Origin of the sequence: Campylobacter concisus (genome assembly GCF_003048605.1) — a bacterium.
Taxonomy (GTDB): domain Bacteria; phylum Campylobacterota; class Campylobacteria; order Campylobacterales; family Campylobacteraceae; genus Campylobacter_A; species Campylobacter_A concisus_BM.
In genome coordinates this window covers 1-18755 of the sequence record NZ_PIRX01000005.1, presented here as the reverse complement: position 1 = coordinate 18755, position 18755 = coordinate 1, and the positions used below count along the sequence as shown (strand labels likewise).

The 18755-nt window shown below is 35.8% G+C and carries 17 protein-coding genes; all 17 read right to left on the bottom strand.

The window, feature by feature from the left end; translation table 11 throughout:
* Window positions 1-26 precede the first annotated feature (26 nt).
* Entirely contained in the window at window positions 27-719 is a 693-nt protein-coding gene (locus tag CVS86_RS04810; RefSeq protein ID WP_107791153.1) for a cytidylyltransferase domain-containing protein, read from the bottom strand.
* Window positions 719-1765, bottom strand: a complete 1047-nt coding sequence (locus CVS86_RS04805; protein ID WP_107791152.1) for a nucleotidyltransferase family protein — start codon at window positions 1763-1765, stop codon at window positions 719-721. Before CVS86_RS04805 ends, CVS86_RS04810 begins: the two co-directional genes overlap by 1 nt.
* Entirely contained in the window at window positions 1762-2421 is a 660-nt protein-coding gene (locus CVS86_RS04800) for a PIG-L deacetylase family protein (RefSeq protein WP_107791151.1), read from the bottom strand. The genes CVS86_RS04805 and CVS86_RS04800 overlap by 4 nt, the downstream gene beginning before the upstream one ends.
* Window positions 2418-3299: a formyltransferase family protein gene (locus tag CVS86_RS04795; protein ID WP_107791150.1), complete on the bottom strand. Its 882-nt coding sequence runs from the start codon at window positions 3297-3299 to the stop codon at window positions 2418-2420. Before CVS86_RS04795 ends, CVS86_RS04800 begins: the two co-directional genes overlap by 4 nt.
* Window positions 3296-4459, bottom strand: coding sequence for a UDP-N-acetylglucosamine 2-epimerase (gene neuC / locus CVS86_RS04790; RefSeq protein ID WP_107791149.1), 1164 nt, complete (start codon window positions 4457-4459; stop codon window positions 3296-3298). Before neuC ends, CVS86_RS04795 begins: the two co-directional genes overlap by 4 nt.
* Window positions 4456-5451, bottom strand: coding sequence for an N-acetylneuraminate synthase (gene neuB, locus CVS86_RS04785; RefSeq protein ID WP_107791148.1), 996 nt, complete (start codon window positions 5449-5451; stop codon window positions 4456-4458). The genes neuC and neuB overlap by 4 nt, the downstream gene beginning before the upstream one ends.
* Window positions 5448-6449, bottom strand: coding sequence for a GNAT family N-acetyltransferase (locus CVS86_RS04780; RefSeq protein ID WP_159070811.1), 1002 nt, complete (start codon window positions 6447-6449; stop codon window positions 5448-5450). The genes neuB and CVS86_RS04780 overlap by 4 nt, the downstream gene beginning before the upstream one ends.
* Window positions 6436-7329, bottom strand: a complete 894-nt coding sequence (locus CVS86_RS04775; RefSeq protein ID WP_107791146.1) for a methionyl-tRNA formyltransferase — start codon at window positions 7327-7329, stop codon at window positions 6436-6438. Before CVS86_RS04775 ends, CVS86_RS04780 begins: the two co-directional genes overlap by 14 nt.
* 30 nt (window positions 7330-7359) lie before the next feature.
* Window positions 7360-8511 (bottom strand): LegC family aminotransferase, encoded by a 1152-nt coding sequence (locus CVS86_RS04770; RefSeq protein WP_107791145.1) that lies wholly within the window; start codon window positions 8509-8511, stop codon window positions 7360-7362.
* Window positions 8498-9688, bottom strand: coding sequence for a UDP-N-acetylglucosamine 4,6-dehydratase (locus CVS86_RS04765; protein WP_107791144.1), 1191 nt, complete (start codon window positions 9686-9688; stop codon window positions 8498-8500). Before CVS86_RS04765 ends, CVS86_RS04770 begins: the two co-directional genes overlap by 14 nt.
* Window positions 9685-11373 (bottom strand): ABC transporter ATP-binding protein, encoded by a 1689-nt coding sequence (locus CVS86_RS04760; RefSeq protein WP_107791143.1) that lies wholly within the window; start codon window positions 11371-11373, stop codon window positions 9685-9687. Before CVS86_RS04760 ends, CVS86_RS04765 begins: the two co-directional genes overlap by 4 nt.
* A complete protein-coding gene (locus tag CVS86_RS04755) occupies window positions 11366-12412 on the bottom strand; it encodes a GDP-L-fucose synthase family protein (RefSeq protein WP_107791142.1) in 1047 nt (348 codons plus the stop codon). The genes CVS86_RS04760 and CVS86_RS04755 overlap by 8 nt, the downstream gene beginning before the upstream one ends.
* Window positions 12413-12415: 3 nt before the next feature.
* Complete coding sequence (gmd, locus tag CVS86_RS04750) at window positions 12416-13558, bottom strand: GDP-mannose 4,6-dehydratase (RefSeq protein ID WP_103617830.1); 1143 nt, start codon at window positions 13556-13558, stop codon at window positions 12416-12418.
* A gap of 3 nt (window positions 13559-13561) precedes the next feature.
* Window positions 13562-14932 carry a mannose-1-phosphate guanylyltransferase/mannose-6-phosphate isomerase gene (locus CVS86_RS04745; RefSeq protein ID WP_103640170.1) on the bottom strand — a complete coding sequence of 457 codons (1371 nt, stop codon included), beginning with the start codon at window positions 14930-14932 and terminating at the stop codon, window positions 13562-13564.
* 97 nt (window positions 14933-15029) lie between these two features.
* Window positions 15030-15914 (bottom strand): methylenetetrahydrofolate reductase, encoded by an 885-nt coding sequence (locus tag CVS86_RS04740; protein ID WP_107791141.1) that lies wholly within the window; start codon window positions 15912-15914, stop codon window positions 15030-15032.
* Between the two features lie 4 nt (window positions 15915-15918).
* Window positions 15919-16377 (bottom strand): hypothetical protein, encoded by a 459-nt coding sequence (locus CVS86_RS04735; RefSeq protein ID WP_035169741.1) that lies wholly within the window; start codon window positions 16375-16377, stop codon window positions 15919-15921.
* Between the two features lie 25 nt (window positions 16378-16402).
* On the bottom strand, window positions 16403-18676 hold the full coding sequence (gene metE, locus CVS86_RS04730; protein ID WP_107791140.1) for a 5-methyltetrahydropteroyltriglutamate--homocysteine S-methyltransferase: 2274 nt from the start codon (window positions 18674-18676) through the stop codon (window positions 16403-16405).
* Window positions 18677-18755: the final 79 nt, after the last annotated feature.

Here is an 18755-nt window from a genome sequence, read left to right as displayed (position 1 = left end):
TTACTTATAAAATTATAAATGATTTATTATATAGAATTCATTATAAATTCTGCATACTTAAAGTCTTCAATGGTATCAATATCTATAGAGCGTTCTCTTGGCATTATATAGGCGTACGAGTTATCCCCATAGTATTTATTTTGTTTTATTAACTTATAATCAAAAACAAATACTGCACCATTTGGAAAATAGCTTTTTCTAATTTCTTGGCGATTTAGAAGTCTTTCTTCAAATATATTTTCAAATTTTCCATCTGCTGTGATATATTTATGCCATTCTATAGGGTGATATTCTTCAGTATAACTAATTACACTATCTGCTTTTTTTTCTATAAAAAGCTCAATAGCACCATCTATATCTTCTGCAATTCTTAATGGTGATGTGGGTTGAAGCAATACAAAACTTTCAATGTTATATCCAAAGTATTTATTTAATCTATCAATGGTATATATGTAATTATCAATAGCTTTTGCGTTATCGCTTGCCAAGTATCCGGGCCTTAAGAAATGACTTTTTGCTCCATATTCGACTGCAATTTTTTCTATATCTGCAGAATCTGTGGAAATTATTACATCGCTAATATATTTTGATCTAAGAGCCTGTTCTATAGTGTATGCAATCATTGGCTTTCCGCATAATTCTTTAATATTTTTTCCAGGCAAACCCTTGCTGCCTCCTCTTGCCGGTACAATCGCTAAAAAACTATTATTTTTATACATTAAAAAACTTCTTTATACTCTTCATTTGCTCTTTGATATTCTTCCATACGTCCGATATCAAGCCAATACTCTCTGATCGGAAATGATATAACATTTTTACTTAATTTTATTAGCTTTTCAAACAGCGTAGGCATATCATAAAACTCATCTTGTGGAATAAGATCTAAAATTTCAGGTGAGAGCATATATATCCCAGCACTTACAAAAAATTTCTGCACTGGTTTTTCTGCGATAGCAGTTATTTTATTATCATTCATCTTTACCACGCCGTAAGGTACCTCATAGTCGTACTCTCTGACGCACATTGTGGCTGTGGCTTTATGTAGCGTGTGATAGTTAAAAATGTGCTCAAAATTTACATTTGTAAGAAGATCACCGTTCATAACAAAAAATGGCTCACTTGGACGCTCTTTTAGCAAGCTTAACGCTCCTGCTGTACCCATCCTTTTTTGCTCTAAAACGTAGTCTATATTTACGCCAAATTCTTTTCCGTCGCCAAAATAGTCCCTAATAATGCTTGCATTAAAATTTACGCACATCGTGATATTCACAAAGCCATACTCTGCAAATCTCTCGACTATCGTCTGAAGAATCGGCTTATTTCCAACCTTTAGCATCGGCTTTGGCATATCTTGCGTAAGCGGTCTAAGCCTAGTGCCAAGGCCTCCTACCATTAAGATAACTCTATTTGTCTTGATCTTTGGCTCAACAAGCTCTTCTATCTCTTTTAAGTCCAAAACTATTCCATTATCATCTACTATTGGTATCTGGTGAAGTTTTTTAGATAATGCTATCTTTAAAATTTCCTCTTTTGTGCTAGAAATTTTTGCAATAGCAGGCTCTTTAAAAACGATCGTCTCTATAGGACTATCAAGGTCTAGCCCCCTTAATATACCCCTTCTTATATCGCCATCTGTCAGTGTCCCAAGAAGCTTATCATTGTCATCAACAACCAAAGCTATCTGCATAGCTCCGCTATCTATAATCTCCAAAGCTTCCTTTATAGTAGCATTTTGTTTTAGCTTTATGTTTTTTATATTTTTCATAAAATTTCCTTTAAAAGCATAAAACTTTCAGCATACTCACATCCACAAGTTGCCCCCTTTAAGGTGGCTAATGCTCTTAAATTTCTTTCACTTCTTGGAAATGGATGTTCCCCTATTTCACTTTTAAAAATTTTCATTATTTCTATTTTTTTATCAAGATAATTGCTTATATCCACAAATGAATTTGGCATAAAAGCATCCTCTTTAACACCTGGGGCAAATTCTGTTTCACTTAGAATTTCCATCATATATATCTTTTTGATAAATGGATATCTAAATGCCTTTGTGCAGCTATAGCTCGCTTCAAAAATTTTCCTATGGTCGCTATGCACGTCACTTTTAAATGGAAGGTATATGATGTTTGGCTTTACCTCACTTATTACCTTTGAGACTTTGCCTATAAGCTCGCTCATACTATACTCATCTACTCGCATTGTATTAAGTCCCAAACTAAAAACACCATCAAATTTATAAGCATCCGAAGCTTGTTTTATCTCATTTTCTCTAGTGGTATAATAATCGCTATTCTCATCCGTTTTTGTGCAAATAAGCCAGTAAATTTCATCTCCATCATGCTTATGCTTAAGTAGCGTCCCTCCACAGCCCAATGTCTCATCGTCTGGATGAACAGCCACCACAAGAATTTTGTTTTTCATAAATATTCTCCTACTTTAGGCAGCTCTTTGAAACCATGGTCTATAATTTTGATTGCTTTATCGTATGTTTTTACCACAATACTTTTGCCATCATTTTCTAGAACTTTACCAAATTCAATATTATTTTGGTCAAATTCCACTTCCTCTACATTCCATATAGATATATCTTGCTCATTATATTCCACATGAGCTCCAACGTAAGGTTTTGTTAATGCTCGAACAAGATTGTATATCGCCCTAGAGGTCATCCTAAAGTCAATCTTCCCATCAACCTTACCTCTTTTTCTCCATACATTAGCCAAATCATTATTTTGTTTAATTGTCTTAAAACTATTGTTTTGTAGTTTTGGCAAAAAGTCTTCTATTTGTCTTAGTGCAATATTTGAAACTTTATCATATAAACTTTTAGCATTATCTTCATATAAAATTTTAACCTTTTCTTGAGACAATATATCACCATCATCTGCACCTTCTGTCATAAAAAAGAATGTAGAACCGCTGTCACTAAGCCCAAGGACTAAAGCCCAGATAAGTGGGTGCCTACCTCTATTTTTTGGCAGCAGGGCTGGATGATATCCAACAATTCCCATTTTTGGTAAAGTAAGTAAATCCTTTTTTATTAAATTTGACCAGCCAAAGCAAAATATAATATCTGGACTTAAGCTCCTTATCCAATCAATATTTTCATTAGAATTTATATCATCTACATATTTAAATGGAATATCTACCTTCTTGCAAAGTGGAGTTAAATCCTTAAAATCAGAGTTAAAGTCAGATTTTTTTTTGGTGCAAACGCCAACTATTTCCGCGTTTAGTTCAATAAGCTTTTTTAATGCTTTATATGAAAATTCAACAGTGCCTATAAACATAATTTTCATAAATCAACCTTTAAATCATAAAACGATTTCTTCAAAATATTTGTTAAATCCACTCCTTTTATAACTTCTATTATTTTTTTACTAGCACATCCATCACCATATGGATTTACTACATTTTTTAAAACTTGTTGAAAATCGCGAGAGTATACCTTATCAAAAGCTTTTAAAATAGAATTTTTATTAGCTTGGCAGTCTATTACACTAGAAGCTTTTATCCGTCCTTTTTGTCTATCACCAATATTTATGGTAGCTATTTTAAAACTAGGAGCTTCTGCAAGCCCACTAGAGCTATTTCCAACTACTGCATCTACATATTGAAGTGCGCTTAAGTATCTTATTTGCCCAAGAGAAGTGAAACAAACGGACTTGTTTTTATTATTGGACACGTATTTATCAATCATTAAATTTATAATTCTTCCATCTGTATCGCTATTTGCCTTAGTAAATATAATGTTTGTATTTTTTTGCTCATCTATAGCATTTAATAACGCTTGAAATTGCTCTTCTGCAGTATTATTTTCCAAAGTAACAGGATGAAAAGTAACTAATAAATTTTTTTTATTTAACTTAAAATTTATTGACTCCTCAAACTCTTTTTTATTTAAGAGTTTTAGTCTTTTTATATTTTCTATCCCCATGCCACCTACATTATAAACTCTATCTGGATGCTCACCAAGCTGGATTACTCTATTTTTATATTCATTGGTTGAAGTAAAATGCAAATGGCTCATTTTCGTAATACTATGCCTTATTGCTTCGTCTATTAATCCCTCGGTTGCTTCTCCACCGTGGATATGAGCAATCGGAATTCGAGCTATCATTGCAGAACTGGCTGCACTAAATATTTCATATCTATCACCAAGTACAACAACAATATCTGGGCTGAGCTCTTCATAAGCCTCACTAAAAGATATCTGAGCTAACCCCATTGATTTTGAAATACCTATAGATGTATCCGACGACAAAAGATCTTCAACCCTTTTATCTATCTTAAATTCTTTTTCTATCTCTTTGTATGTTAGCCCAAACTCAGGACTTAGGTGCATGCCAGTAACAATGAGCTGAAGCTTAAGTTCACTATCTGCCTCAATCTCTTTTAAGAGCCAGTAAAGCAGACCATATTCTGCTCTAGCACCAGTTACTACACAAATTTTTCTCATATCAGCTCATCTTGTTTATAGTCTTTTTGTGAAATTTGTCCGATCACCTCATCCCACCTCATAGGATTTAAGCCATCTCCTGGGCGTTTTACGCAGATATTTTGCTCGCTAAAAATTTCACCCTTTTTTATATCGCATTTTGCCACGATCGACTTTCTAGCTATTTTGATATTTTCGCTCTCACTTTTGCTAAAGCGCTTAAGTCCATTTCCAAGTGCTAATTCAATATTTCTAATGCTCCTAACCATAGCCGCCAGTTCGTCTGGCTCAAGGCTAGCCTTATGATCAGGCCCAGGCATACTCTTATCAAGAGTAAAGTGCTTTTCTATGACCTTTGCTCCCATGGCAACCGCTGCGATATCGACCTCAATGCCAAGCGTATGATCACTATATCCGACCTCAAGCCCAAATGCATTTTTTAGTGTTGTCATTGCTTTTAAATTTACATCCTCCATTGGCGTTGGGTACTGCGTATTTGCATGAAGAAGGCTTATATTTTCACGTTTCGTGCCGTTTTTTACAAGTGTTTCTATCGCGGCTTCCACCTCGCCTAAATTTGCCATGCCAGTTGAGAGAATGATCTTTTTATTTAAGCCACCTATCTGTCTAAGATAAGGTAAATTTGTTATCTCACCACTTGGGATTTTAAATGTGTCAAGCCCAAGCTCATCAAGAAGCTTTATACTATCGCTATCAAAAGGGGTTGAGAGAAACGTGATATTTTTTTCTTTGCAGTAGGCTATGAGCTCCTTGTGCATATCCTCATTTAATTCAAGCTTTTTTATCATCTCAAACTGGCTTTCATTTTTATCAGTAGTTTGTTTTTGATAGTTAGCTTTTTGTGCGTTTTTTGAAATATTAAGAGTAGCTTTAAATGTCTGAAATTTTACCGCATCAGCGCCAGCCTTGGCTGCTATGTCTATAAGTTTTTTAGCTAAATTTATATCACCATTGTGATTTACTCCAGCCTCAGCTATGATAAAAACACTCATTTTATCTCCATTCTATATTTTAAAAATCTTTCGCAATCTTGCTTGCTTTGATTCAGCCAAATTTCATTATATTTTTTATAAATATCGCGATTATATACATTACCACATATATAAAATGGTTTTAAATCGTTTGAAAATTGCTGCTTAAAACGAAAAAGCGGGTCATCCTTTGATCCGTTTGTGCCGCCACCTAGATATAAAATTTTTTTAGAATTTACATAGCTCTTCACAATATTATCAAAAATAAAGTGATTTGTATTTAAGTTATAAAAATTTGGATCGGTTGCACCTAAATGGTAATAAATTTTATCATCTGAGCTTAATAAAATCACCATATTGATAATCTTATCTTCATGGCTTACGGCGTATAATAACGTTTCCTTAAAGCTTAAAATTCTTTTAAAGTATTCTATACTAAAAAAATAAAATTTATCTGCTTCATTTTTTAACATAGTTTTTGTATATAGCTCAAAAAATTTATCAGCATACTTTTCTTTTTCTTCAAGTTTATGAAATTTTAGATCATTTTGATTTGCCTTTTTTATATTTCGGCGCAAATTTGTCTTATAGCTATTATAAATTTCATTATATGTTTTATCTAGATCAATATAGATGGTGTCTCTATCATATCTACACATATCAAATTTGTCTTTGTGTAATGCTGCGAAATCATTAAACACATTGAACCTAAAAAACTCTGCTATTATTTTCTCATCTAAACATTTTTCTCTGTATTTGCAAAGTGCTTCTTGAATAAAAGATGTATCATTTGTATTGGCATAAAAACCACCATACCCATATGCACTCTCAAGATCAAAAAAACCATCATTTACTTTTATGTTATTTATATGCTCTATCTTTTTTTTTATAGATATATTAAAAAAAAGATTTTCATTCTGCGTATAGTTAAAGGTAAAAATTTCATCATCATCTTCTAGATAGAGTGATATATAGTCTTTATTACAATAGATGTCATTTAGTGAATTATATGAGTTCAAATCTATCTCCGATACTAAATTTATCATCAAATTCATACTCAACTATTTTTATAAAACTATCTTTTGTTTTTACTAAAAATCCGTCCTTATCTTTTTGAAGAATTGCTCCTATCGGACATTTATAGCTCGGAGCATCTTTTATAAGCATGGCTTTGTTTATCTTCATCTCTTTATTATTCAACTTAGCTCTTGCAACAATAGCTGGATAGGATAATGCCCTAATAAAGTTAAATACCTCTTGGCTGGTTTGATTAAAATCTATAAATTCATCACCATTTTTTCTATATGTACAATAAAAGCCGGTTGGATGTATATCGCTTTGTTTTATGCCTTTGGCTCTTCCATTTTTAAATTTAACCACCGCATCATATATAGTGCCAGCACAATAATCTGTAATCTTATCAAAAAGACTCTTGTAGTCATCGTTTTCAGAAATTACAAAATTTTTTTGTAAGATTATATCTCCTGTATCTATACCAACTTCCATATAATGAACTGTTATTCCAAATTCTGTTTCACCATTTATTAAAGCCCAGTTTAGGATATTTCTACCTCTATAAAAGGGTAACTTTCCTGCATGCCAGTTGATTGTGGCTAATTTTGGAGTATTTATAAGCGGCTCTTTAAAAATTTGGTTAAAAGATATTGATACAAACAAATCGCAAGAGTATTCCTTTGCTTTTTTTAAGAAAATAGGGTCGTTAATGCTATCATCTTGCAAAAAATCTATACCATTTTTCTTAGCAAGATCGCTTAAAATACCATTATAATTTGTTTTTGAATAGATAAATGCAATCTCTATTTTACTATCGGCAATAATATTTTCTATACCTTTCGAACCCCATAATCCCTCTGCAAAATACCCTATTTTAAGCTTCATGCCATTCTCCTTATTATTTTGCATATATGGCTACACCCTTGCACTACTTGGGATATTTACTATCCTGTCGCTTAGAAATTTAGCATTTTTTAGTTCATCTCTTTGGCAGTCCTTAAACATGTCAAGTTCATTCATGAGCTGCCAGATAGGACGCGTGAAAACGCCATTTTCATTGCTAAATTTCAAAAACTCGTCTCGCTTTTCACGGCTTTCAAAAAGCACCGCATTTAGCCAAAAATTTGACCTAGCGTCTGCTGGCTCATCTATAAATTTCACATCATCAAATTTAGAAAAATACTCTTTATAGATCATCGCAAGCTCGCGTTTGCTCTTTAAAAATAGCTCCAAATTTTCAAGCTGTGCCACAAGCAGGGCCGCATTTAAATTTGGCAAGCGGTAATTATAGCCGATCTCGCTGTGACGATACTCAAAAGGATGTGGCACCTTAGCCGTTGTGGTGATAAATTTAGCGTGCTTTGCTATCTCCTCATCGTTTGTGATGATAGCTCCGCCACCTCCGCTTGTGACTATCTTATTGCCATTAAAGCTCATCGCTGCAAGCTTGCCAAAATTCCCCGTATGAGTGCCTTTGTAGTAGCTGCCAAGGCTCTCGGCGCAGTCTTCTACTAAAGCAATGTTCCAACGATTGCAAATTTCAGCTATCTCATCTATCTTGCAAGGCAGTCCAAAAGTTTGCATAGGTACGCAGGCTCGCAATATCCTACCGCTAGTTTTATTGACACATTTGCCGCCTTTTAGCTCACAGTTTTTCTCCAAAAACGCACTAAGTGACGCTGGCGACATACCAAGTGTATCAAGATCAACATCCACGAAAACTGGCTTTGCAAAAAGGTAGCTAATGGCGTTACAAGTGGCTATAAAAGTAACTGGCTGCGTGATCACTTCGTCATTTTGCTCTACGCCAGCTAGTTTTAGGCAGATGTGAAGCGCCGAGGTGCCATTTGTCGTGGCAACTGCAAATTTAGCACCGACCATTTGAGCTAGCTTGCTCTCAAACTCATCGACAAATTTGCCGACACTTGAGACAAAGCTAGAGTCGATGCACTCAAGTAGATATTTTTTCTCATTGCCTATAAATTTAGGCTCGTGAAGCGGGACTTTGTCTTTGCCAAAGGTGCTTTTTATAAATTTTAAAACCTCGTCAAAATTACATTTTTTCATCGAGATACTTTCCTGTTTCTTTATGCATAAAATTTGGTATGAGCTCGAAAACTTCACGCAAAACGTCCTCTTTGCTCCATGTTAAGCTTGACTTTAAATTTAAGATATTGTTTTTGAAAATTTCTAGCTTTTTGCTGTCAAAATTTGCATCATTTTTGACTATGCCGATATTTTGAAGTCTTTGCATGTCAAGTCTCTCGCCATCAACGAAAAACTCCTCGTAGTCCTTCTCTCCAGTCGTGTCGCTAGGCGCAAAAAGACAAGGGTAAAAGCCATCTTTTGGAAGCACTTTGGCTAGCTTTCTAGCCTCCTCCTCATTTTCACACAAAAATGGCTCATAGCCTAAATTTGCTAAGTATCGCTTGGCTATCTCGCTAAATGTTATGAGGTCTAAATTTTCATCTAATTTTGGGAAAAATATATCTCTATTTTCGCCAAAAATAGTGCTTAAAAGGCAGAGCTCACCGCTCTCTTTTGGCGTTAAAAAGTAGCGTCTGACGTCGTTTGGAGCGACTATGGGCTGAGACTTTTCTATGCGTTTTTGAAAACCAAAAAGAAGCGAGCCGTCGCTAAATGCTACGTTTGCAAACCTAGCCATCGAGACGTCGATCTCTAAAGAGTGCCTAAACACAAACATCTCCATTATGCGCTTGCTAGCTCCCATTAAATTTACAGGGTTTGCGGCCTTGTCGGTACTGACGCAGAAATATTTTTTTGACTTCATATTGCAAGCTTGCGCTAGCGTTTTATCAGTGTTAAAGATGTTTGTTTTAAGCATTCTCATGAGTGTAAATGGGTCTTTTTCGCTTCTAACGTGCTTTAGCGCTGATAAATTTAGCACGTAGTCAAATCCACCACTTTGCACCAAAAGTGCGTCAAACTCAGCACTTGCAACATCTATGGCAAAAGTTTTAAAATCGCCACTTATATATCCAAACTCGCTTCTTATGTCGCGCACTAGCTCAACAAGGTTGTTTTCAGAGATATCAACGACGTAGAGTTTTTTGGGGTCTCTTATGAAGATCTCTTTTGTCACGGCAGAGCCTATAGATCCTGCTCCACCGATAACTAGAAAGCTTGAGCTTGAGACTATCTCTTTTAGGTCTTTATCAAGTGCATTTATGTCATCCTCAAAGAGATTTTTCGTGCGTCCTATTAAGCTTAAGATATTATTCATATTATTTTTCCATTAGATAGCATTATTTTTCTATCGCATCTTTCAATTGTGCTTAATCTGTGTGCAATGATTAGCAATGTCTTATCTTGACTTGTTTCGTATATCTCATCCATTATTTTTGCTTCTGTTTCATTATCTAAAGCACTTGTTGCTTCATCTAGTACTAAAATTTCTGGGTCACTATATAGAGCTCTAGCTATTCCTATTCTTTGTTTTTGCCCACCACTTAACTGGATTCCACCATCTCCAACCAAAGTATCTATACCTTCTTTCGAATACAAAAAATCATATATATTAGCCTTTTTTAGAACTTCTATAATTTTTTCTTTATTGTATTCGTAGCCAAAGGCCACATTTTCTCCAACCGTGCCATCAAAAAGGTATATTGATTGTGGTATATAGCCTACTTTTGACCTATAAGATTTTACATTATCAGTGGTTAATTTCTTATCATCTATAACTATTTCACCACTAAGTGGCTTATATAATCCAATAATCAAATCAACTAGAGTAGACTTTCCACTTCCACTCTCTCCCATAAAAGCAACTTTATCGCCTTTGTTTATAATTATATTGATGTTTTCTAGAACCTTTTTATTTCTGTTATACTCAAAGCTTATATTTGTTAATTCTATTTTGTTTTTAAAATCTATAAAATCTTTACCTTCTATTTGTGGAGTATAGCTAAGATCACTATATACAACATCAAGAGAGTTAGATAAAAATAAAAGAGTATTATAGTTAGAAAGTATTCTGTTTAAAGCGGGAAGAATTCTGTATAAAGCTAGGGCATACATAGAAATAATTGGCAAAACAAAGTTTGCATCGTTATATTGAAAAAGAACATAAACAACAATTCCTATAAGAACGCTAAAACCAATCGTTTCTAGAGAAAGCCTAGGCAGTTGGCTTAAGGTATTGCTTACAATATTGGCCCTAGCATAACCATAGCTTATGTTTGAAAATTCACTATAAAGTTTTTCTTCATTTTGTATAAGTTTTATAATTTTGAAATTACCAAATGTTTCATTTAAAATTTTGTAAAATTTTGATTGCATTATTGACCTTTTTAAACCCTCTTTTTCTATTCTTTTTTTTAGAAAAAACAATAAAAATAATACTTTTGCCCCCAAAAGAATAGTTAAAACTAGAGTCATTTTCCAATCCATTAAAAGCAATAAGGCATACAGCAATACTACAGTAAAAAATTCCGAGAATATCAAAAGTAGGCTTTGCATATAAAAAGAAAGATTTGAGGCTTCATTTACAATAGTCTTTATTAATTCTGCACTATTTCTTTTTACAAATCTTTTATACGGTAAATTTGTATAGTTTTTAAAAAGCCTAAATGCAAAAGCATGAAATCTTCCAAACGCAAATTTATTAAGTATATAATTATAAAGCATCGAATAAGTAGCTCTAAAAATATAAAATCCTATTAAAAAAAGTCCAAAAAATATCATAAAATTTGTAGTGGTAGAAAATTCAAAAAAATCATAAACCATTTTTGAGTATTTATTGCTAACTATTTTTGATGGATCTGATGCCAAAGTGATAAATGGCATAATAGCAGATATTCCAACAGTTTCAATGATCGACAAAAAAATACTCATAAAAATCAAAATTATAAAATTTTTCTTTTCTTGCCTTGTTGTTATTGCTAACAGCTTTTTTGGATTAGCCATTTAAATACCACTCATAAAGTGTCTTTATGCCATCTTCAAGCTCTATTTTATACCTCCAACCAAGAGAGTAGAGCTTAGACGGGTCCGTTAGTTTTAGCATCGTACCATCGGGCCTACTATCATTAAAGTATAGCTCGCCTTTAAAGCCAACTATATTTTTAACCAAATTTGCTAGCTCATTTATCGAGATATCTTTGCCTGTGCCTATATTTATATGCGTATTTCTTATCTCTTTGCTATTTTTATCATAAGTATCTTTAAAGTCTCTATTCTCCAGTAAAAACACGCAGGCATCGGCCATATCTTCTGAGTGCAGAAACTCCCGTCTAGGCTCTCCTGTACCCCAAATTTCTACTCTATCTTTTGAAATACCAAATTTATCAAGATAAGCCATAGCTTCATTTATATCTCTTGCTTTTAGATCCTTTACCACTTCATCAAATTTTTCTTCGCTTAAAAGCTTTGCTAAGTGTATCTTTCTTATAAGTGCTGGTAATACATGCGAAGTTTCTAGATCAAAGTTATCATTTGGACCATATAAATTTGTAGGCATTACAGATATGAAATTTGTACCATATTGCAGATTATAGCTCTCACACATCTTCATGCCAGCTATTTTAGCGATCGCGTATGGCTCATTTGTGTATTCAAGTGGAGATGTCAAAAGCACCTCCTCACTCATTGGCTGTGGAGCATCTTTAGGATATATGCAAGTACTTCCCAGAAATAATAGTTTTTTTACCTTATGCACATAGCTTTGATGGATCACATTATTTTGAATTTGTAAATTTTCATATATAAAATCAGCCCTATACGTACTATTAGCCACTATTCCGCCAACCTTTGCAGCGGCCAGTACTACATACTCAGGTTTTTCTTTTTCAAAAAACTCACAAACAGCTTTTTGATCCATAAGATTAAGCTCGCTATGAGTTCTTGTGATTATATTTTCATAGCCTTTTGATTTTAAATTTCTCACTATAGCAGAGCCTACCAGTCCCTTATGTCCTGCTACATAAATTTCGCTATTTTTATCCATTTTTTACTCGAAATAGCTCATTATCTCATATCCGCCATCTTTTAAATAGACGTCTTTTGTCATGAGCTTTAAGTCTGATTTCATCATATCATTTACTAGATCTTGAAGGTTAAATTCTCTCTTCCAGCCTAGTTTTTTCTCTGCCTTACTAGGATCTCCAAGTAGCAAATCAACCTCCGTTGGTCTAAAGTATCTTGGATCCACACAAACCACAGTTTGACCAACACTTAAATGAGATAAATTTAAATTTAACTCTTTTGCCTTTTCAAAATTTAGTGAGTCCACGACTCCTACTTCATCTACGCCGGCTCCTTCAAATCTCAAATTTATACCAGCATAGGCAAATGCAAATTTTACAAAATCTCTAACCGCTGTTGTTTGGCCAGTTGCTATTACCCAGTCTTCTGGCTCTGGAGCTTGAAGTATCATCCACATCATCTTCACATAGTCTTTTGCATGACCCCAGTCTCTTTTGGCATCTAAATTTCCAAGATAAAGCTTGTCTTGAAGCCCAAGCGCTATCTTACTAGCTGCCCTTGTGATCTTTCTAGTTACAAATGTCTCACCTCTAACTGGTGATTCATGGTTAAACAATATACCATTACAAGCAAAAATGCCATAAGCCTCTCTATAATTAACCGTTATCCAGTACGCATACATCTTTGCGACAGCATAAGGGCTTCTTGGATAAAATGGCGTAGTCTCGCTCTGCGGTGTCTCTTGCACTTTTCCGTAAAGCTCAGATGTAGATGCCTGATAAATTTTTGTCTTTTTCTCAAGCCCTAGTATCCTTATAGCTTCAAGAAGCCTAAGAGTGCCTGTGCCATCAGCATTTGCGACATACTCTGGAGTCTCAAAGCTTACATGCACGTGGCTCATGGCAGCTAGGTTATAAATTTCATCTGGCTGTACCTCTTGGATGATCCTTGTTAAATTCATAGAGTCCGTCATATCACCATAGTGTAAGAAAAAGTTTCTATTATCAACATGTGGATCTTGATAAAGATGATCTATCCTATCTGTATTAAAAAGACTTGTTCGCCTTTTTATACCATGGACTATATAACCTTTTTTTAGTAAAAATTCCGCCAGATACGATCCATCTTGACCCGTTATACCAGTTATTAACGCTACTTTCTTATCCATAAATCACCTTTTAAAATCATCATCTAGGCGAATTATATCATCTTCGCCTGTATATTCGCCGACTTGAGCTTCTATTAAAACCACAGGGATCTTACCTTCATTAGATAGCCTATGAATTTCACCCATTTTTATATAGATAGACTCATTAGGACAAACAAGTCTAGTTATCTCACCGATAGTCACAGTGGCACTACCTGATAGTACTATCCAGTGCTCATTTCTATGAAAATGCTTTTGCAAAGATAGCCTTTTACCAGGCTTTACCTCTATTATTTTTATCTTATAGCCATCTTGATTTTCAAGAACAGTGTAGTTTCCCCAAGGCCTATTTGTAGTAAGGTGAGCATTACAAAGCTCGGAGCTCTCCTTTTTTAAAATTTCCACCACATTTTTTACTTTTTGGCTAGAGGACTTTTTAGATATTAAAAGAGCATCTTTTGTATCAACTATAGTTAGATCATCAACATCTATCAAGGCTATTTTTTTGCCACTGGATAAGACTAGATTATTGTGAGAATTTATCTGCACCAGATCGCTATTTATTGTATTGCCATTGGCATCTTTTAGTAGCTGCTCATCCAAACTATCAAAGCTTCCAAGATCGCTCCAAGACGCATCTAGAGCTACCATTTTTACGATATCTGATTTTTCCATCACAGCATAATCTATGCTGTTTTGTGGGATATTTTGCATATCGGTAGTGTCTATTTTAATATCAAATTCGTCTTTTTTTGCGTTATTGAAAGCTAGCTTACATGCTTCAAGTATCTCAGGGGCAAAAATTTTCATCTGATCCAGAAAAACACCTGCTTTGAAGACAAACATGCCTGAATTCCAGTAGAAATTCTGATCTTTTAGAAATTTAACTGCCCTTTCATAGTCTGGCTTTTCATAAAAAGCCTTTACATCACCGCTAAAACTCTCAATATAACCAAATCCAGTCTCAGGCGAACTTGGTTTTATGCCAAAAGTAACTAAAAAATTTTGTTCAGCCAGCTCTTTTGCTACCTTTACGCTCTTTTGATACTCTTTAATATCCTTTATCAAATGATCCGATGGCGTTACTAAAACCACTTCATTTGGATCAAGTGCGAGACAAGCCAATGTGATCGCTGGAGCAGTATTTCTACCAACTGGCTCAAGCAGATATTTGAAATTTGTGATATTTAAATTTTCTATCTGATCCATTGCTAAGTAGTAATGATCAATGTTTGTTATAACAAATGTCCCATCACAAATTTCACTATTTCGCAGTGCTGTTAGCTGAAAAAGAGACCTATCATCAAATAATTTAATAAATTGTTTTGGCATCAAAGTCCTACTAATAGGCCATAGTCGCGTACCAGAACCACCGCATAATAATATATTAGTCATAATTTATTTCAACTTTAAATTAATATTAAAAATTTTATTTAATTAAACCAAAAACTCACTTTTAAATAGATAAATTTGATGACCTTCACTCACTAGATCATAATAACTCTCTCATCTTATGCGTTAGCTCCAAGCTCGCTTCTATCTCGGCGCGTTTTGCCATTACGCTTTCTATATTTATGCTTAAATTTAGCCCATTTTCATCGCCAAATTTCTTTAGCTCGCACCAAATTTCTTTGATGATCTCGCAGCTACTAGCCAGGTAGTCAGAGCTTAAATTTAGCCTTTCTTCGACCGAGCTTGGCACGCTCACTCCGAGCCATTTGATAAATTCAAGCGTTTTTGCATTGCCCGCTGTGCTAAATGTAAGAAATATCGGCTCGCTTATCTTTGCAGCCGCACAATCCTCTAAAAATTTACGCGCTAGCTGTGCGTCAAATATCGCTTGCGATATGAAAAATTTAGCCCCAGCTGCGATCTTTTCACGCATCCTTTGTGGCTCATCGCCCTTTTTGCCGTGACGTTCTGCGATACAGACGCCACCCACTGCCAACTCTTTAAATTCGCTAGCGATCTCGTAAGCGCGAGCTAAATTTAGACTCACTTTTTGCGTGCTAGAAGTTGCCCCCACTAGCACGTTTAAATTTGAACTTTGAGCCTTAAGCGCTGCGCGAAATTCATCCTCGCCGTATCCGCTAGCCACGCGGTAAAATATACTAGGTGTTGCGACGTTTAGGTACTTTTTGTAGTAAATTTCTGGGCTTAGCGTCCCACTAAACTCAAATGTCCTCTCGCTATCATTTCTCTCGCTCTCGTCTTGCACCTCGTAAAGCACGAGCCCATCGGCCTTGATATCATTTATCCGCCCCGTCCAGCGATCCGAGATGTCGCGCAGCTTGGACTCCTCAAATTCGGCCTTTGGCGGCGTAAGGCCATATAGTACGAGCCCTTTTTCTTTATTTAAAATTTTCTCTTTTAGCATTTTCTCACTTTTGAACTAGATCAGCCCTCATCACCACGCCAACAGAACTTTTTGACGACATGCAGACAAACTCGTCTTTTAGGTATTTCGCGTCGGCTCGCCAAAAGCTTACGATATTTGCCACGTCCGCATTTTGCTTTTTAGCAGCTATCATATATCTTTTTATGACGGCGACAAAAGCCTCTTGGCAATAGCCCTTTATATCCCCGCTATCAGTGATAAATCTTTGAACCTTTACATTTGCCTTTATTACGCTTTTATTTTGGTCGTTTGAGCCAAATTCAAGCCTCACATTTTCAAAGCCTGCTAGCTCTTTTTTGGCAGCTTCTAAATTTAAAGCCTCGCTGATACTATAGATATTTGTTTGCTTGTACGCACCTTTGTTGAGTGGTATAGAGTGGCGTCCAGAACTACATCCGGACGCAAATATAACTAATATTACAAATAGAAAAATCCTTTTCATTTTTCAAATCCTTTTTAATTAAATTTTATAGACCTCTTACGATCTTGACGGCTTCTACCATGTTTTTAAGGCTCGGCTCGACCTCTTCCCATTTTCTAGTTTTTAGGCCGCAGTCTGGGTTGATCCAGAGTTGCTCTTTTGGCAAGACTTCAAGCAGAGCTTTGATCTGAGCGACGATTTCCTCGACACTTGGCACGCGTGGGCTGTGGATGTCGTAAACGCCAGGTCCAACCTCTTGTTTGTAGCCAACGGCTTTGAAAATTTTAAGTAGCTCGTTACCACTTCTTGCAGTCTCGATACTGATGACATCAGCATCCATTGCCTCAATAGTCTTAATAATATCGTTAAATTCAGAGTAGCACATATGCGTATGGATCTGAGTTTTTGCCTCTGCTGAGCTTACTGAAAGCTTAAAGCAATCAACCGCAAATTTCTCATAAGCTGGGATATTTTCAGCTCTTAGCGGATAGCCCTCTTTAAACGCTGCCTCATCGACTTGGATCACTCTGATGCCCGCGTTTTGAAGGTCTGCGATCTCGTCGTAGATACAAAGTGCAAGCTGTTTTGCTACCTCGCTTCTTGGAAGATCGTCACGCACAAAGCTCCAGTTTAGCATAGTCACAGGACCTGTTAGCATGCCCTTCATTACATGTTTTGTGATACTTTGAGCGTATTTCATCCACTTAACAGTCATCGGCTCTGGGCGGCTTACGTCACCAAAGAGAAGTGGTGGCTTGACGCAGCGGCTACCGTAGCTTTGTACCCAGCCATTTTGGCTAAATGCATATCCGCTGATCTGCTCGCCAAAGTACTCGACCATGTCGTTTCTCTCTGGCTCGCCATGTACTAGCACGTCTAGGCCGATATCTTCTTGGAATTTCACGCAGTGATCGATGTATTTTTTGATGCCTGCTTCATAAGCGGCCGCGTCGATCTCGCCTTTTTTGAAATTTTGGCGAAGTACGCGAAGGTCAACCGTTTGAGGGAAGCTACCTATCGTTGTTGTTGGCAATATGCCGTATTTTAGCGTTTCACGTTGAATTTTGATGCGGTCTTCAAATTTCTCATCACGCTCAAATTTGCTTAAATTTTTAACGCGGTTTTGAACGCTTTCAGAGTGGATGAGCTTTGAAGTGGCGCGAGTTTTAACAGCATTTTTATTCTCTTCATAAATTTTTGTTTCGCTCTCATTTAACTTCTCGCCATTTGCTAGTTTTGTGATGATCTTGATCTCATCAAGCTTCTCAACTGCAAAGCTTAGCCAGCTTTTGATCTCTGGGTTTAAATTCTCTTCGTATTTTAGAGTGTATGGCACGTGAAGAAGCGAGCATGAAGTGCCGATGTAAAAGTCTTTGCTGCCTATTTTTTCTGAAATTTCATGAACAAGTTTTACTTTTTCATCGATATTGCTTTTCCAGATATTTCTGCCATCGATCACACCAGCAAATAGTGTTAAATGGCTATTTTTGATAGTCTCAAGTGCTTCGAAATTTCTCTTGCCGTGGATGAAATCAAGTGCGATGCCGTAAATTTTAGTTTTAGCCACTTCGCTAACTGCCTTGATCGCATGCTCAAAATATGTCGCAAACACGATCTTGATGTTGCTAGCAACACCTGTTAGCTCATTATAAACCTTAGTTATAAGTGGCAAAAGGTCGCTTTCATTTTTGTCAGTTACAAAGATCGGCTCGTCAAACTGCACTAAAATTTCATCATCAAGCTTAGAAATTTGCTCAAGTAGCTTTTTGTACTCGCCTACAAGAGCGTCAAGGTGCTTAAATGGGCAGCTGCCGTCAGTCGTCTTTGAAAGGGCCAAAAATGTGATAGGGCCGATCAAATTTACCTTGCCTTTTACGCCGTTAGCCTTCGCCTCTTTGTATTCATTTAAAATTTTGTCAGCTTTTAGGCTAAATTTACTCTCGCTGCTAAGCTCTGGCACGATGTAGTGGTAGTTTGTGTTAAACCACTTTGTCATCTCCATCGCAACGCCACTTTTATTGCCTCTTGAGCAAGCAAAATATTGCTCCAGGCCGCTTAAATTTGCAAATCTTGGAGGTGTAGCGCCAAAAGCGATGATGTTATCAAGCATTAGGTCGTAAAATGAAAAATCATTAACGCTAATGGCCGAAATGCCAGCGTCTTGTTGATATTTCCAGTGTCTTTGGCGAAGCGTCTTTGCAGTCTCTTGCAAATTCTCTTCACTAAAGCCCTCTTTACCAGCCCAAAAGCCCTCTAATGCGCGCTTTAACTCTCTTTTCTCTCCGATTCTTGGAAAACCTAAAACATAACTTTTTATCATTTTTATCCTTTTTAAATTTCTATTTTTTAATTAAAACTGCGCAAGGCGCAGCAACCTTGAACGTGCAGTGGGGTAGGTG

Bases quoted from the DNA above. Each gene is read 5' to 3' on its own strand.
- CVS86_RS04810 (WP_107791153.1), bottom strand. From the start codon at position 719: ATGTATAAAAATAATAGTTTTTTAGCGATTGTACCGGCAAGAGGAGGC.
- CVS86_RS04805 (WP_107791152.1), bottom strand. From the start codon at position 1,765: ATGAAAAATATAAAAAACATAAAGCTAAAACAAAATGCTACTATAAAG.
- CVS86_RS04800 (WP_107791151.1), bottom strand. From the start codon at position 2,421: ATGAAAAACAAAATTCTTGTGGTGGCTGTTCATCCAGACGATGAGACA.
- CVS86_RS04795 (WP_107791150.1), bottom strand. From the start codon at position 3,299: ATGAAAATTATGTTTATAGGCACTGTTGAATTTTCATATAAAGCATTA.
- neuC (WP_107791149.1), bottom strand. From the start codon at position 4,459: ATGAGAAAAATTTGTGTAGTAACTGGTGCTAGAGCAGAATATGGTCTG.
- neuB (WP_107791148.1), bottom strand. From the start codon at position 5,451: ATGAGTGTTTTTATCATAGCTGAGGCTGGAGTAAATCACAATGGTGAT.
- CVS86_RS04775 (WP_107791146.1), bottom strand. From the start codon at position 7,329: ATGAAGCTTAAAATAGGGTATTTTGCAGAGGGATTATGGGGTTCGAAA.
- CVS86_RS04770 (WP_107791145.1), bottom strand. From the start codon at position 8,511: ATGAAAAAATGTAATTTTGACGAGGTTTTAAAATTTATAAAAAGCACC.
- CVS86_RS04765 (WP_107791144.1), bottom strand. From the start codon at position 9,688: ATGAATAATATCTTAAGCTTAATAGGACGCACGAAAAATCTCTTTGAG.
- CVS86_RS04760 (WP_107791143.1), bottom strand. From the start codon at position 11,373: ATGGCTAATCCAAAAAAGCTGTTAGCAATAACAACAAGGCAAGAAAAG.
- CVS86_RS04755 (WP_107791142.1), bottom strand. From the start codon at position 12,412: ATGGATAAAAATAGCGAAATTTATGTAGCAGGACATAAGGGACTGGTA.
- gmd (WP_103617830.1), bottom strand. From the start codon at position 13,558: ATGGATAAGAAAGTAGCGTTAATAACTGGTATAACGGGTCAAGATGGA.
- CVS86_RS04745 (WP_103640170.1), bottom strand. From the start codon at position 14,932: ATGACTAATATATTATTATGCGGTGGTTCTGGTACGCGACTATGGCCT.
- CVS86_RS04740 (WP_107791141.1), bottom strand. From the start codon at position 15,914: ATGCTAAAAGAGAAAATTTTAAATAAAGAAAAAGGGCTCGTACTATAT.
- CVS86_RS04735 (WP_035169741.1), bottom strand. From the start codon at position 16,377: ATGAAAAGGATTTTTCTATTTGTAATATTAGTTATATTTGCGTCCGGA.
- metE (WP_107791140.1), bottom strand. From the start codon at position 18,676: ATGATAAAAAGTTATGTTTTAGGTTTTCCAAGAATCGGAGAGAAAAGA.